Source organism: Photorhabdus kayaii (genome assembly GCF_025384895.1).
In the GTDB taxonomy this organism is placed as follows: domain Bacteria; phylum Pseudomonadota; class Gammaproteobacteria; order Enterobacterales; family Enterobacteriaceae; genus Photorhabdus; species Photorhabdus kayaii.
On the sequence record NZ_JAJAFZ010000083.1, the window covers coordinates 1 to 15,221 of the forward strand.

The 15,221-nt window shown below is 43.0% G+C and carries 11 protein-coding genes and 2 pseudogenes; 3 read left to right on the forward strand and 10 right to left on the reverse strand.

Annotated features, from left to right (window positions below):
* The 4 genes from LGZ98_RS20840 to LGZ98_RS20855 all read right to left on the reverse strand — a co-directional run.
* A partial coding sequence (locus LGZ98_RS20840; RefSeq protein ID WP_262978515.1) for an alpha/beta hydrolase-fold protein occupies nucleotides 1-1,552 on the reverse strand: 1,552 nt, incomplete at its 3' end.
* 355 nt (nucleotides 1,553-1,907) lie between these two features.
* Entirely contained in the window at nucleotides 1,908-3,353 is a 1,446-nt protein-coding gene (locus LGZ98_RS20845) for a 4-hydroxyphenylacetate 3-hydroxylase family protein (RefSeq protein WP_228902813.1), read from the reverse strand.
* Between the two features lie 560 nt (nucleotides 3,354-3,913).
* Complete coding sequence (locus LGZ98_RS20850) at nucleotides 3,914-4,534, reverse strand: DUF3156 family protein (RefSeq protein WP_262978516.1); 621 nt, start codon at nucleotides 4,532-4,534, stop codon at nucleotides 3,914-3,916.
* Nucleotides 4,509-6,002: an APC family permease gene (locus LGZ98_RS20855; protein ID WP_113044316.1), complete on the reverse strand. Its 1,494-nt coding sequence runs from the start codon at nucleotides 6,000-6,002 to the stop codon at nucleotides 4,509-4,511. The genes LGZ98_RS20850 and LGZ98_RS20855 overlap by 26 nt, the downstream gene beginning before the upstream one ends.
* Before the next feature lie 451 nt (nucleotides 6,003-6,453).
* Here LGZ98_RS20855 and LGZ98_RS20860 point away from each other — a divergent pair, with 451 nt between their 5' ends.
* Nucleotides 6,454-7,113 (forward strand): response regulator transcription factor, encoded by a 660-nt coding sequence (locus tag LGZ98_RS20860; RefSeq protein WP_113044315.1) that lies wholly within the window; start codon nucleotides 6,454-6,456, stop codon nucleotides 7,111-7,113.
* A 245-nt stretch (nucleotides 7,114-7,358) separates the two neighbouring features.
* Here the strand turns inward: LGZ98_RS20860 and LGZ98_RS20865 are convergent, their stop codons facing one another.
* The 6 genes and pseudogenes from LGZ98_RS20865 to LGZ98_RS20890 all read right to left on the reverse strand — a co-directional run bounded on the left by LGZ98_RS20865 (nucleotide 7,359) and on the right by LGZ98_RS20890 (nucleotide 10,529).
* Entirely contained in the window at nucleotides 7,359-7,523 is a 165-nt protein-coding gene (locus tag LGZ98_RS20865) for a hypothetical protein (protein ID WP_158536629.1), read from the reverse strand.
* 32 nt (nucleotides 7,524-7,555) lie between these two features.
* Nucleotides 7,556-8,167 carry a DUF8309 domain-containing protein gene (locus LGZ98_RS20870; RefSeq protein WP_011148372.1) on the reverse strand — a complete coding sequence of 204 codons (612 nt, stop codon included), beginning with the start codon at nucleotides 8,165-8,167 and terminating at the stop codon, nucleotides 7,556-7,558.
* 15 nt (nucleotides 8,168-8,182) lie between these two features.
* Nucleotides 8,183-8,641, reverse strand: a complete 459-nt coding sequence (locus LGZ98_RS20875; protein WP_113044314.1) for an RHS repeat-associated core domain-containing protein — start codon at nucleotides 8,639-8,641, stop codon at nucleotides 8,183-8,185.
* Nucleotides 8,642-8,736: 95 nt separating this feature from the next.
* The gene (locus LGZ98_RS20880) at nucleotides 8,737-9,042 is read right to left on the reverse strand and encodes a hypothetical protein (protein WP_011148374.1); all 306 of its coding nucleotides are present in this window, start codon (nucleotides 9,040-9,042) and stop codon (nucleotides 8,737-8,739) included.
* Nucleotides 9,043-9,054: 12 nt separating this feature from the next.
* Nucleotides 9,055-9,516: pseudogene (locus LGZ98_RS20885) on the reverse strand (HNH endonuclease); the annotation flags it as partial.
* A complete protein-coding gene (locus LGZ98_RS20890; protein WP_262978517.1) occupies nucleotides 9,507-10,529 on the reverse strand; it encodes a Fic family protein in 1,023 nt (340 codons plus the stop codon). The pseudogene LGZ98_RS20885 and the gene LGZ98_RS20890, both read right to left, overlap by 10 nt.
* Before the next feature lie 424 nt (nucleotides 10,530-10,953).
* Between LGZ98_RS20890 and LGZ98_RS20895 the strand changes: the two are divergent.
* A pseudogene (locus LGZ98_RS20895) lies at nucleotides 10,954-11,385 on the forward strand (DcrB-related protein).
* 24 nt (nucleotides 11,386-11,409) lie between these two features.
* On the forward strand, nucleotides 11,410-15,221 hold a 3,812-nt coding region (locus tag LGZ98_RS20900), incomplete at its 3' end, for a PAAR domain-containing protein (protein WP_262978518.1).

A 15,221-nucleotide genomic window follows, 5' to 3' on the forward strand; every position in this document is an offset into this window, starting at 1 on the left:
ATGATCGGGTTCCGTGGTACAAGGTTTCACACCACGAAATATAATTGTGGCCACTAGAAACCTCACTGGATTCAACTGGATAACCTTTCTGTAATAATGTCTCTTTCATGCGGCGATTATTATATAAAATGCCCTCCAATTCCCCCACATGGGTTTCGAACAATCCCGCCTGTAAGTAGAAACGCAAGGGTTTTTTCTCTGCTTTGGCAAATTCACGGATTAACCATTCAGGCTTTTCTCCCTGAGGAGCCCACCAATACGAACCAGACATACTAAGGACATTGCCAAACAATTCAGGATGATTAAATGCCACCCATGCAGATGCCAATCCACCATAACTGGAACCTGAAATAATGGTGCGTTCTGCCGGGGCTTTAATACCCTGAGCCGCCAGCCACGGCATCAACTCACTCGCCATGAATTCAGCAAAATTAGGATTAGGCGGTAATTCCTGACCTCGACGTACACTATCCAAGCTATCAATAAACACCACATACATAGGCGGGATCTTGCCCTGTTCGATCAGGGAATCAAAGAATCTATCAATGTAATACTGTTTGCGGTAAATCCGCCCATCAAATAGCACCAACATAGCAGGCTGTTTCATCGGAGTAACCGGTTGATAAATCGCAATTTCCCGACTATTACCTAAAATCCTGCTCTCAAGCTGATGAAGTTTAGTCGCTCCCTGAAAAGGTAATTGCTTGAATTGTGCGATATCACACAGGGTCGGCCTTAATGCCAGCAATGAATCATGATTAAACACATCTTCGGATACAGCCGGTACTACATTTTTATTCAATGGATCGGCCTGTGCAGTAATCAAAATCGACCTACGCTGTTCGTCAGCCGAGCCTTCAATCCGCGGCAAATCCGGAGCCAATTTATATTGCATCAAGGTATCTGACGGAACGATATAGCTACGAAACCAGACATCAGAACCTGCTAAATGTGACATCGGATCATGATCACCACTCGGTGCCCCCAGAATAAAGACATTCGCTTTTGCGCCGCGCCACAGGAAAGTGACGCGCTTATTTTTATCATCATAATCTTCAATCAACGGCGCACCCTTGCGGGTTATTTCCCGCCAGAAGGCATGGGGGCCTTTTCCTTGTGCAATTTCAGTTTGAAGTTGTTTCAGACGCAGGCTTTCTGGCTGCTGCCTGTAATCATTATCCTTGGGAATATAAGATGGAAATGACAATGTAAGCTGCCACGGTTCTCCTGCGTTGCCCCTGGCTGCCAACCGGTATTTTCCCGCCAGAGGAACAGTAAAGCCAATTAACTGACGAGCATCCACCGGGTTATCAGTGAAAAGCGTACGAATATGTTGTTGATTACCCTTCTGCGCGACTAACTTCCGCATACCCAATGCCGATCCACGTACATAATGTTCAGGCTGAATATTAAACTCAATACACGCTCCCCCTTGAGAATTAAAATTCCCGGTTATTATTTGCTGATCTTCCTGAAAGTTTATTTTGTGGCACTGAGAGGCAAAGACATTAAAGGAAGCCATAAGAGTACATATCATTATGTTTACTTTCATTTTATTCTCTTTTTTGACTGTTGATTGTTGGTATTCGATTTTTTGACGCGGCAAATCATGCACTAAATTTTTATTTAAGCATAAGAACAATTACTATTATTAATAGAATAATTTGTGTATTAACTTTCAAAAACAAGATATAAATATGTCAAAATATTTCAGCAAAATAACTCTCTAACAAGATGAAATAATTTATAGATGGACACATAAACAATTCAACATTTCAATATGCTATTAATCAAGTCACCTCATCTTTTAAACGATTAAAGAACAAAAAACGGGATATAATCTATCCCGCTTCTTCACATTCGATAAAAATAAAACTGATTAACTGCATTCGAATTAAATACAGAATTCAACTCACATCAATAGAGTCTAAAATCCCTTTGCTCATACTTTTAGCAAAATCCCAATCATATTTTTCATAAACACGAGACAAAGCAATAAAAGGCGCACCTGAATAGAACATTTCATATTGAGTATGACGTGATGCAAACTCAGAACCAATAGCATCCCACACTAATTTCAGTAATTTCACTCGTTCAATGGGTGCCAACAAAGTTGAATATTGCGTTTTTTCTATTAAGTCACGAATTTCTGGATTTGCTAAGTCAATATAGCTTGACGGTAACATAATCACACCACCCCCTGAGAGTTTTCTGATGTTTTCTATCACCTTTGGATAAGTTGATTGTAATAAGACCTGGCAAGCATACAGTTGTGAGCGATTAGGAATATAATACTCATTATGTCGATCAGGATTATTAATCAAACCACGAAACAGCCCTTCAATATTAGTGGCACAGCAAGCAAGCTCAGCTAATGACTCACGAACAGCAGGAATCTCATTGACGCCAGTGGCTTCGGTAAGTTGATGAGCCAAACCCGTTAAGAAATGTAGCTTAACGGCATACCGAGCCATACCTTGAACATCCATTAAAACGTCAGCGCCAGTTGCCAGAAATTGCTGGCGACACATCTCCGTATTTTTATAAATAAACACTCTTTCCCACGGAACGAAAACATCGTCGAAATAAACGACAGCATCATTTTCGTCAAATTGATGCGATAAAGGGGAATCAAATTTATTGCTGCCTATTTCATAGGACTTTCTGGAAAGAATTTTTATTCCTTTTGTATTCAATGGTAAGGCAAAAGACACAGCATATTTATCATCAACCCCTTCTTTGAGTGGATTAAACACGCCAACCACAACTTCTTCTGCAAGGATGGCGGCTGTCCCTAACATCTTTGCCCCGCGAACAATTATTCCTTGCGGTTTTTCCTCCAATACACCAAGAGTATGAAATTCATTTTTTATATGCTCACTGGGGGTTTTGGAACGATCACCTTGTGGATTGACTAAGGTGAAAGACAAATAAATATCTTTATCGCGGGCATAGGAATAGTAATTTTTTAACGCTTCAGCTCTATCCTTAGAATATTCCTCGAATATTTCCAAGTGAGTCATCATTCCGGTAAGCGCAGCGGAAACATGATCTGGGCTTCTACCTAACCAACCACAACTCTGCATTGCCCAGGCATACGCAGCCTCACCTCTGGCAATTAATTTCTCTCGGGTAGTAGGAAGCTCCCAATATAAACCAACGCGCTTACCACCAGACGTTTCGAACGTCATCTGATCAGCATGTGCTGCCTGGTAATCGTAAAGTGAAGCTACGGTTCTAATTGCATTCCGAAAAGCAGGGTGATCCACGTGATTAGTGATCTTTTCTCCATTCAGAAAAATCGTTCTTCCATCACGCAGGCTTTCAATATATTCTTCACCAGTCCTAGACATTAACAATTTCCTCCGAAATATATCCGTTATCTTTCAAGTTGCCCTTTGTTAGCTGCCCTCACTCCAATCACATAGTTCGCTATGCTCTCGGGGATTCGCTCCCTTGCCGTCGCGATACATCTTGAAATCCATAGGGTATAGAATTGATTTTAGGTAAATCGATCTTCAAAGACTTGATAATTCCTTGCCCTATTGTCAAGCATTGCCATTTAAATTTTCCTATCTATTATTTTACATATTCAGTATAGATTGAATAACAATGATTCGATAAAAGATTTCAGTAAATTTACCTGAGTATCTGTGATCTCTATCTTAAAATCAAAGTCAATAATTCTGGTGATATGAGGCCAGCTGGATTTAGCAATATGATCGATTACCAGATCAATCTCGCTAATTATTTAAGATCGCAACTAACGAAAAATGATTGGCAGATATTGATCAGCTTGTCGATACTTTAAATATGGCGAGAAATTCTGTGCCAATGTAAATATCCATTGCGCTCACATCACCACCGACCCTTGAATAAAGATCGGTGGTTTTTATTTAAAAATAAACAAAAGTTATCCGTATCTTATTGTTTTTTCATCTACCTTCCTCATGAATTGACTAAACATCAGCAACGTACTGAGCAACAAATGGCGCTGTTCAGAAGTCAAACGTAAATAACGACGACTGGCCGGCAATCGGCTGACAACCTCAGAAGCGGCAAAATGTTCCACCTCAAATTGCCATCGTCCCTGATGAATATTTAATGTGAGATGCCGGAAATCCAACTCAGCTAATGTTTCACCAATTAATGGATACTGATTGAGTAAATCAATAATCTGTTGCCCAAACTCTGCACCATGACAACAGTAATAAGTCACGGTTTTTCGCCGAAATATCCCCTTTACCTTGGCTTTAATAACGATTTTTTCCTTGAGTGACGTGATTCCCTGCAAACGAAAACAACAACTGACAATATAGGCCAGAAACAGCGTCTTCGGCTTTTCACAAACTTCAATCTGCAATCCATCAGGTAACGTCACTTGCAAACTTTCTGCTGATAAACGCTCACAACAGTAAGGCGATAAATTCTGTTTCAACCGGCTTAGCGTTACACCTGCCTGATAGCCAGTAGGATAGCGGGGTTTATTTAACCGCCGCCAAATACCATCAATTAAGGGAACGAAGTGGCTCAAGTTGTACCTCCGGCAATTCCCCCTGAGTGAAAGTATGTGAAAGTACCTGTTCAACGGGTACGGGTTTAAACGGATTCACCCGTTGCACACAGAGCGTCCAAAACAGAGCATAGCTGGCGGTCAGGCCCAACATGATGGCGAATGGAATATACACATCACCGGGATTCATTCCCGGAGGTGTAATGTGAATGATCGCCAAAATAATTCCTACACTAGAGACAATTTGAGGTAATGGGAAAAAAGGAGATTTATAAGCACGATGTAAATCAGGTCTGCGAATACGCAGTAATATCACGGAACATGTCACCAACAAATAAGCGACACACCAGGCACATACCGCTGCCAGCACCAAAGGCATAATCCGGTTCAAATCACCTTGAATAATAAAGGCATGTAAACAGGGGATAATTACTGCAACCAAAATCCCAAATATTGGCGTTTTAAAACGTGGATGTAGATAAGCAAAAATACGCGGCAATGCGCCATCTAATGCCATACCATAGAGAATACGTGGTACCGCCGCCATCAGGGTATTAATCGTTGCCGCTCCCGCCAATAATAACCCGATACCAATCCAATATTTACCAAAATCCCCCATCACCTGGCCGGCAAAAGCAGGAATGGCCATTGGCGTTTCCAGCAAACGAACATTATTTTCTACATCCACCAGCACATTTTCTACCTGATGACTGATTGACGCCCCATATAGCCCCATACAGAAAGCCACCCCACACAGGCCCGTCACCATTGCTCGCGGCAAAACTTTGGCAGAATTTTTAATTTCCGGCGCCATTGGCGTCACTAGTTCACAGCCGACAAACATAAACATTGCCATACCTACCAGACTCAGCACGGCAAAGGGATCGCTTACATTAAGCCCCTCACCAAACCAACTCTCCAGCGGCACAGCAAACGGCATTAATAATCCGCAAATACTGAAAATAACCAAGGTACTCCACATGCAGGATGTCAGCACAATTTCGACTTTACCGAACGCTTCAATACCCAACGCATTAAGTAATCCGAACGTAATAACGAGCCCAACGCCGACCATCCATGAAGCGTTATGACTTTCCACCACCGTATTAAGGCCGTCAAAATTCACTAATGCCATAATACCGGAGAGGATCGTTTCTGCCGTACCCGCAAAAATATGAACAATCAAATAAGCCGAAAGCGCACCAGTAATTGCCCAGAACCGCCCCATGCCACAAGAAATATAGTCATAAACAGAGCCGGAAGTAGGCAAAATAGCTGCTGCCTCAGCAAACGTCGTCACTTGGGCCTGCATCATGATAAAACTGATCAATATTGCCAGTACGAAAGTGTCACCACCAATCCCAAAGCCACTGGTCACAGTCAGAATAACCGGACTCGCCATGATCACCCCGATGGAACTTGCCAATGTAGTAGGAAACCCCACCACTCCCTTTTCAATATGCGAAGTCAGTCGTGTTGACATCTTCATTTATTTTCCCTTTTACTTCCGATCGTAGAAATAACGCTCACAGCGATTTATTTGTGAATTTTTTGTAAACTTTATTGAGGATAAATAAATACACTATAGAAAGTGAAACGGAATACCGGCTATCGTCCTAAAGAACGATACCTAAAGGGGGATTCATAGCCGAAAAGGTGTGACGAAAAACACCAGAAAAAAACAAAAATCAAAAATAATCACTTAAATATCAATCAATAAAAATAGATTACTTAATCAATGCATTAAGAAATTATTTCAGATATATACTAAAATCTCTATTCTTAACAGGTGATCATCACGGTGAGAAATTTCAATTATTGCAATCTATATCACGTTATTAATATGTTTATTTTGTGTTGACTCTGGATTTTAATTAGCGTTTAATTAATCATCAGTATTGATTTATCCAGTTAGACATTATTCTAAAGGGAGAATTTTCTTGTCTACTGTACTACCGAATAGCCGTGAAAATGCTCTAATCCACAGCTGCTTAAACACCATTGCGCATCTGATTCCTATCTCAGCCGCAGCATTCTATTTGGTGAATAATGAATTACGCCCTGAGAATTACATTCTATATGGTATTTCCGACGAAACTCACCAGAATTATCTGACTCATTTTCAGCATTTAGATCCGTTAAAACCGGCTAATTATCAACAAAATGATATCAATATGGTTGGCATGGATCAGAAAACACTGACTAAACATAACAAATATTATCATGAATTTATGCAGCCAAATAATATACAGGACATCGCTGAAATATTTATCCGTCAACACAACCGAATTATTGCCGGCGTCTCTTTATTACGAGATACCCCATTTACACCAAAAGACTTTAACCGCCTCAGTGCTATTCTGCCATTAATTGAATTAGCTGTCAGGGACTTGCTTCCTGAAACACCCACTATTCTGACAGATAAAGAGCAAGAAATTATTAATTTGATAAGAGAAGGATCAAGTAACAAACGTATTGCACAGATACTTAATATTTCCCTATCTACCGTCAAAACCCACCTGCGCAATATCTTTGCCAAAACAAAAGTGACTAATCGCACTGAATTGGTTTCCAACGGGTTTATTACTCGACATTTGTGATTAACAGGATTTAATAAATTATCTGCAACAATAACCCAGTTAAATGGCTTTCCAAAGAATGTTATTACACCATCTGCTATGCACTGAGCGGCAACTGGGTAAACAAGACTACCCCGGCAACAGAGCCAGTTCAATGAGATTAAGTTACGGTAGATCATAATCAGGCCGGAAGATCGCGGAGATCTTCCGGCTCTTAACTTTATTCTTCGATAGTGAACATATTAATTATTTCATCTTTAGATTTATTATATGGAGGTATCCCGATGGCTGACACCCACCAGTTGAGCATGTTCATTGTAGTGATAGCGACAGAGCAGTGCACGGTTGCCGTTATACAATACCTGCCAGACGGCGGTCAGGCGGGGGAAGAGAGATGCGCTCAGTGTTATTTGATCAAACCGGAAAATCACAGAGATCTTCCGGCTTTTATATATTATCTATATTATCGTAGCGGTACCGGTAAACGACTGGTCAAGGGCCTTAATTGCTCTCTGTCATCCCACAGTCCCGGAAACACCTCGAATTTCAGGTCATCACGGTTAATACCGGTATCAAAATAACGACACAGACGTTCTGCTAACTCTTCATGTGACCACATATTGGTTAGTTCATATTTTTCAATGAGTTCCCGATCGTTTGGTAAGGTTAAGTCTTCTTTTAATACGGGTGCCAGTGTGGTTCCGATATTACCCTCAGGACCGATATCAATCAGTTTACCGCCCATAAATAAAAAAGAGTTTTTACCTCCAGGATAATGATCACCATCGAATGAAGAATAAGGCTTTATCCAGTAATTATTATAGGATTGAGTATTAGGAATAACTGATTTATCCTTAATTTTATCTGGCATCAATTTATAAACAGCATTGACAACTAAAATCCGAAATAAAGTAGGCACTTGATTTAAATCAATATTTTTCCAGACTCCATCTGTATTACAGATATCATAAAACTGCATTTCTACACTATTAAGCATCTGTCCAATGGTATACAGATTATCCCTCAGTTTAATATTAACCAGATGGTTATGCTTCCAGACAATTCGTTTCACCATTGATCAAAACAGCCGTCAGCAACGGCTGCCTCCTTTGCCGTTGCGTTTAGTTGTTTGCCCTAGATGTTCGTCCGCCGCAGCCAGATAATCAGTCCGGCGGGTATTGTTTGGTCCCACTGGATTTTGTTTATTAGCTGTACCCTCAAGACCACCCAGATTTTCAAATCGCCGTTGTTCTAATCCACGAGCAGTATCTTTACCTGCTTGAGAATAACCTTCATAGATAACTTCAGGTGGTTTACCACCAAAGCGACCAAAACCGTTACCATATCGATATTTCAATATCTCTTGGGCTGCCTGTCGCCCCTGCTTACTGGCATAGCCCACATACGGTTTGCCAGTTTCAGCATCAATACCCTGATAAGTGATATGCGTTGCCGTTTTAGGATTGCCCGCCCAACCTAAAGGATCAGGTGTGATAAACCGGCCAATCTCCGGCGCATAATACCGATACGTATTAAAATGCAGCCCCATATCTAAACTTCAGTTAGCGCCGGCTTGCCGTGGCTATGCACCTCGGTAAATCATGAATAAGGCCGGAAGATCATAAAGATCTTCCGGTTTGCGGCTTAATCTAGAAAATCATCGTATACAAGATAATGTATCACTGCTTCAATTAAATCTTCTTTAATCGCATTAGGATTGTGTTCCAGTTTGTTATCGATAATATCTGCAAACATGGGGCATTCTAGAAATGTTCCATGAGTTTCATCCATATCAAACTCTTCATCATCATTTTCAGCCAGATAATAATTTTTATTTAAAATATCTTGGGTAGATTCTGTATCAAAATCTTTATCAATATAAATCCAACCAACATCAGGCAGTTGTTTATAAAGACTAAGTAACTGATCGAAACCACTAATTGTTTTCATATAATAACTCCATTACTTGCGGCATTTATTCCCACCTCCCCATTTATCTCTACCACCTGACCCATCAGGATGATAAATCTTGTGATAGGACTTATGGTCATATCGGTCAACCAGACTTAATTTCCCTGGCTGATTCTCATGATGCCAAGTCATATTCTTTGGTGAAGTCCCTCTAAAGTTCCCTTTAGAATTTGGCTGAACATGTTCCACCACTCCCGGATATTTAGTCTGCATTTCACGTCTGAATGCCGGATCGCGCTGCATTCTTTCGTACACAGATTGGTTGCCCCGTTTAAAGTGCTGACCATCAGATAATTGATATTCCGATGAATTCAGGGTGTGTTCATGGAAGACATGGTACTTCCCTAAACCCCGTTGTCCCTCACCCTTGTATAACCCCCACGGATCGATCCAACTCATTGGGTTAGGCGCGTAAGTATATAAGTTTAATCCACCTGCTAATCCTATCGGGTCAGGTGTCTGGTTGCAGTGGCGCGACTTACCTTCGCTACCTTTTGATATTGGCTGCTGCTAATGCCTTGCTCAAAATTGCCATCCAGCATACGGTTTAGCACCTTCGTTTGCTCTGCTGTAAGTTGAGTCTGGTCTATCCGGCGCCAAAATTTAGCTTTTTGTACAACCTGATTAATTTCTTTCAATTTATTTGTTAAGGTCTCATTCAGTATTTTCAAAAACCAAACCAACCAATCAGTAATATCCAAGCCGCCATGTTGAGTATTTTCAAGGATTTCGTAATACGCTTTACGATGATGACAAATACTTACCGACATTGCATAGAAACGAATTGAACGGTTTTCGGCTTGAGCAAGTGCAAGGTCTGTTAAAAATCGGGTAATGCGCCCGTTTCCGTCTTCTAAAGGATGGATTGTTACAAACCATAAATGGACAATTGCTGCTCTGATGATGGGATCGAGCCTAGTATCTGTTCGGGATTGATTGAACCACGTTATAAATTGGGGTACTTCATCGACCATTTTTTCTGGTGGTGGCGCCTCAAGGTGAACAGTTGGCTTATCCAAACGACCGGATACCACTTCTATCATCCTTTCGCGTAATTTGCCTCCTTGTATCGGATTGAACATGGTATAGCCTTCGGGGAATATCAACTGATGCCACTTGAGTATGCGTTCAAGGGTTAAATCGGAGTGGCTATTTTCTATCACATCAAGAGCAACCTTTGTAATGCCGTCACTCTTTTCTACGATTGGATAAGGTTTTTCTTCCGTAATACCTAATCTGTTTGCCAATGATGAACGTATCGAAGCTGCATTCAGTCTTTCTCCTTCAATTTCACTTGAATAGAGTATGCTAGATAGAAGGCTATCAAGCGTTGCCTGCTTGGTGTCTTCATAATCAGATTTGCCTAATAACAGTCCCTGATTGAAATGCACATCTCGCAGTAATGGTGCAATAGTATTGACATTCCAATGGAATTCCGGCCAGTTCGGTTGTTCCCATATCCACATTTGCTTCACCCGTGAGTCAAATAAGGCTTCTATTCTACTCACCAAATGAGGCGAATAGTAATATTATTTGACTCATTCTGGGTTTTTCACTTGGTATTTTGTCAACATGAGGTGAAATCACCAATATCGGGAAATAATTAAGTCTCTGTGTGCTTGTTCTTTAGCGATCAGAATAAGCATCAAGCGTGAGAATTGTTTAATTAAAGATGACTGTTAATGGTTAATGACGATATAACTATTTAATTTGTTTTATAGTTATTGATATGTTAAAAAGATTGATAGATTTTTATTCGTAAATTAGCTTGTTGATTAATAGGAATTAACAACTCTGGTGCTTCCAATAAGGATATTTCATTTATACGAGAATACTTAATCATGGTGGTTTTAACTAATAATACTATGGTGATGACGGAGGTAAAAATAGATGGATAATCATCTCCGTTGTCGGTTTAGTGAAGGCAGCATTACCCTACCAGAAGGTTATCAAGAGCAAACCGTTAATATCATTACAGCCCCTAATGCCCCTGCATTGAACATTTCCCGTGATAGTTTGGATGAAGGTGAAAGCCTGACCGACTACTTGGTTCGTTAAAAAGAGTTACTAAAAAAAGGATTGCGAGATTGGCAATTACTTGACGAACAGCCTGCGGTTCTTGGTGACAACCTGTTATCCGGCACTGCGCTGTTTTCCCGTTATCGTCCCAAAAAAGAGCAACAAGTTTATCAATATCAGGCGGTGTTTCTATTAGATGACCGTAAGGCGCTGATTTTCACTCTGTCGGCACATCAGGCCCTATCTGAGTCAGAGCGCCAATGGCTGGATGGTTGTCTGAAGAGTTTTCAATTACCACACTGATTTTTTTGATAAGGGGATATCGCCATGCCAGAAGCGGCACGGTTGGGTGATACAATAGGCCATTCTGGCGCTTTAGCTGGATTGATTGGTGGAACGATTTTAGGAGCAGCTATCTCTGCAATTGGCGGTATTGTAGGTGGAGCGCTGTTTGCTGCGGGTATTGCGTCCTCCTGCTTGGGGGTAGGTATTCTACTTATTGGCCTGTCTGTTGCGGTTGGGATGTTGGCAAGCCATCTGGGGGAAATGGCCCGAGATGACTGTACCAAATCGGGGGCAGCGTCGCGAAGTCCCTGTGGAACAATTACCCGTGGTTCCTCTAATGTATTTATCAATGGCAAACCGGCGGCTATCGCAACCTATAGTCAGGTTGGGTGTGACAAGGATGGCATACGCCAGATGGCTGAAGGCTCCAGTTCTGTTTTTGTTAATGGTTACCCATTAGCACGGGTCGGGGATAAGACTACGTGTGATGCGGTAGTCATGACCGGTTCTCCGAATGTTTTTATCGGCGGCGGCACGAAGCCTACCGAAGCGGTGACGCCAGAAGTGCCGCATTGGGCGTATCAGGTGTCTGACCTCACGATATTGGCGGCTGGGCTTATTAGTTTTGGCGGGGCAGCGGCTAACGGCCCCAGTGCTGTAAAGAAATTGTTTAGTAAAATCCCTGGCGCGGGGAAAATTGGCAGGATACTGTGCCGCCTGAGTCCGTTGGCTATTGGTGCGTCAGTAGTGGGTATCCTGATGAATCCAGTAGAAGTGGTAGCCGGACAGAAATTTCTTAATGACGACGACGAACTGGACTTTATCATTGAAGGAGAATTGCCGCTGTATTGGCAGCGTTCGTACCTGAGTAGTTATGACTATGACAGTGTGTTAGGGCGTAGCTGGAGCCTGTCTTGGGAAAGCACGCTTACGTCTATTGAAGAGGGAATATTATGGCGTTCACCACTGGGTGAAATTATCCCTTTTCCTGATGTGCCCATCGGCTATCGTTGTTTCTGCCCGGAAGCACAAAGCTGGCTGATGCATACCCCAGAAGACACTTGGGAAATTCGTGATGCCAGTGAACATATTTATCATTATCCTGAATTTGGAGCTGATAGTACCAGCCGGCTGAGCCGTATTAGTGATAACGTCGGTAATGAACAGGTATTCCATTACAACGAATTGCAGCAGATGGTGAATATTACTGGCAGTGGTAAATTAAACCTGCATTGTGACTATCTTCCCATTGAACTTGGCGGCAAATCCGTTTCCCGCCTGACCGCCGTCTGGCAGGTATTGTATAACGGCAGCCGTGTACTGCTCTGTCGCTATCACTACAATGAACATGCTCAACTGGTGGGTGTCAGCCATCGGGATGACCATCTTAAGCGCCAGTTTGGCTGGCATGAAGGGGGATTACTGGCATGGCATCAGGATGCACGTGGGTTACGCTGTGACTACCAATGGGAGCAAACGGAAGAAGCGCTGTGGCGGGTGATTTCACAGCAGACCAGCGAGGGAGCGGGTTACCGTCTGCATTATGATGAGGAACACCGTGTTCGTACTGCGCAATGGTATGACGGTACAACGACGGTCTGGACACTCAACGAAGAGCATCAGATTATTCACTGTATGGACCGTGCGGGCGTGGAGCACCATCTGTTATGGGATGAATTTGGCTTACCGACAGGCTATCGAGATGCCGATGGTAACACGCGACGGTGTGAGTGGGATAATCTGGGGCGACGGTTGAGTTTTACTGATGGCAATGGTCATCAGACGGGCTGGCAGTATCAAAATGACACTGATCGGGTGACGTTTATTTTGTGGCCGGATGGCTGCCAGAGTGTTTTTGAGTATGATGACCGTGGTCGATTAGTGAGTGAAACCACGCCACTGAAACAGACTACCCGTTACTGTTATGGTCACAATCAGACCTTGCGTCCTTACCTGCGCATCGATGCCCGGGGCGGAGAGAGCCGTTTTATGTGGAACGATCAGGGGCAGCTTATTCGGCGAACCGACTGTTCGGGCCAGGCCAGTGAGTGGGGTTATGATACGCAATACCGTGTCAGTTGCTTTACCAATGCCTTGCTGGAAACGACCCGCTATCATTATCACGATGATGGACAACTAACACAGGTTACCTATCCTGATGATTCTACTGAACGAATGACTTGGGATAGCGCCGGTCAACTGTTGAGTTACCAGCGTAACGAAAACGAAGCCCGTTACTGGGAATATAATGTATTGGGGCAGGTGGTTTGTACTACCGACCGTTTACAGCGGCAAATCCGTTATCATTACACTCCCGAAGGATATTTGGTCAAAATTGACAATGCCAATGGTGACAGTTACATCCTGACCCGTGATGCTGAAGGTCGGTTAACGGAAGAAATTCGGCCGGATGAAACCCTGATTTATTATGAATACAACGCCGCTGGATTACTCAGTACCGAAAGACGCATGGGTGATAGAGTGTTTAAGTACCCGGAGCGTCGGGTACACCACCGTTATGATGGCGCTGGAAATCTTATTCAGCGGGAAACGTATACTGATAACTATCAATATCAATGGGACAGCTTGGGGCGGCTGCGACAGGCAGAGCGCCAGCCCAATGAAGTTGGAAAAAAACTGGATATTCTGCCGAATACGGTGTGTTTTGAATACGATGCTTTGGGGCGGATAACCCGGGAACAAAATGGTGAAAATATCCTCCAGTTTGGTTATGACGAATTAGATAACCTGACGGAACTGACCTTACCGCAGGGAGAGACGTTGCACTGGCTCTATTATGGTTCCGGTCATCTCAGCGCTGTTCGTTACAACCAGCAACTGATAACGGAATTTGAACGTGATGCCTTGCACCGGGAAACCTGTCGCACACAGGGGGCCTTATTCCAGTATCGCCGCTATGATCCGTTGAGTCGTTGTATCAGCCAGTACAGTGTGCCGCAGGCTAACGTTCAGACGGATATAAAACCGGAAATCTGGCAGGGTAAACCCTGGCGGGCGTGGCATTATGACACTCAGGATGAGCTGTTCCTAAGGGAAGATCATTACCTAGGGAGGGTGAATTACTCCTATGATTTAGAAGGCCGTTTGAAAAGCGTAGATAGCACGGATAGTTATCAGGAAATGTTCTGGTATGACGGGGCGGATAATCTGCTTGAACACCCGCAATCACAGAGAGAGAGGCAGCCGGTAGGGAGCCTTACTCCCCCGGGAGACAGATTAAGTCAATGGAACAACTGGCAGTACGAGCATGATGAACATGGCAACGTGATTAGCCGTAAAAATATGCAGGGGCAGCGTTACCGGTACGATGGCGACAACCGACTGACGACAGTGGAAGAGCTGAGTATGAAGGTTGTCTATCACTATGATGCGCTTGGACGCCGTATCAGTAAGGTGGTGAAAACCGGGATTGGTGGACAGGCACGTTATGAACAAACGGATTTTGTCTGGCATGGTTTGAGGTTGTTGCAGGATCATGAGTTAAAAACCGGTAAGAGGCAAACCTACTGTTATGAATCTCATGACAGCTACACCCCGCTGGCGTGTATTGAATCAAGAGGGACCGTGCGTGAGTATTTTTGGTATCACACCGATATTAATGGTGCGCCACTGGAAGTCACGAATGAGGCGGGAAAAATCGTGTGGTCGGGGAAATACGATGCCTTGGGTAAAATTAGTGGTCTGGCGCTGGCCTATTTTGTCGATACTGATCGTTCATTCCATGATTTCAAGCAAAACCTGCGTTATGCAGGGCAATATTTTGACAAAGAGACGGGGCTGCATTTTAATACGTATCGGTATTACGCCCCGGAGATTGGCCGGTTTATCACACC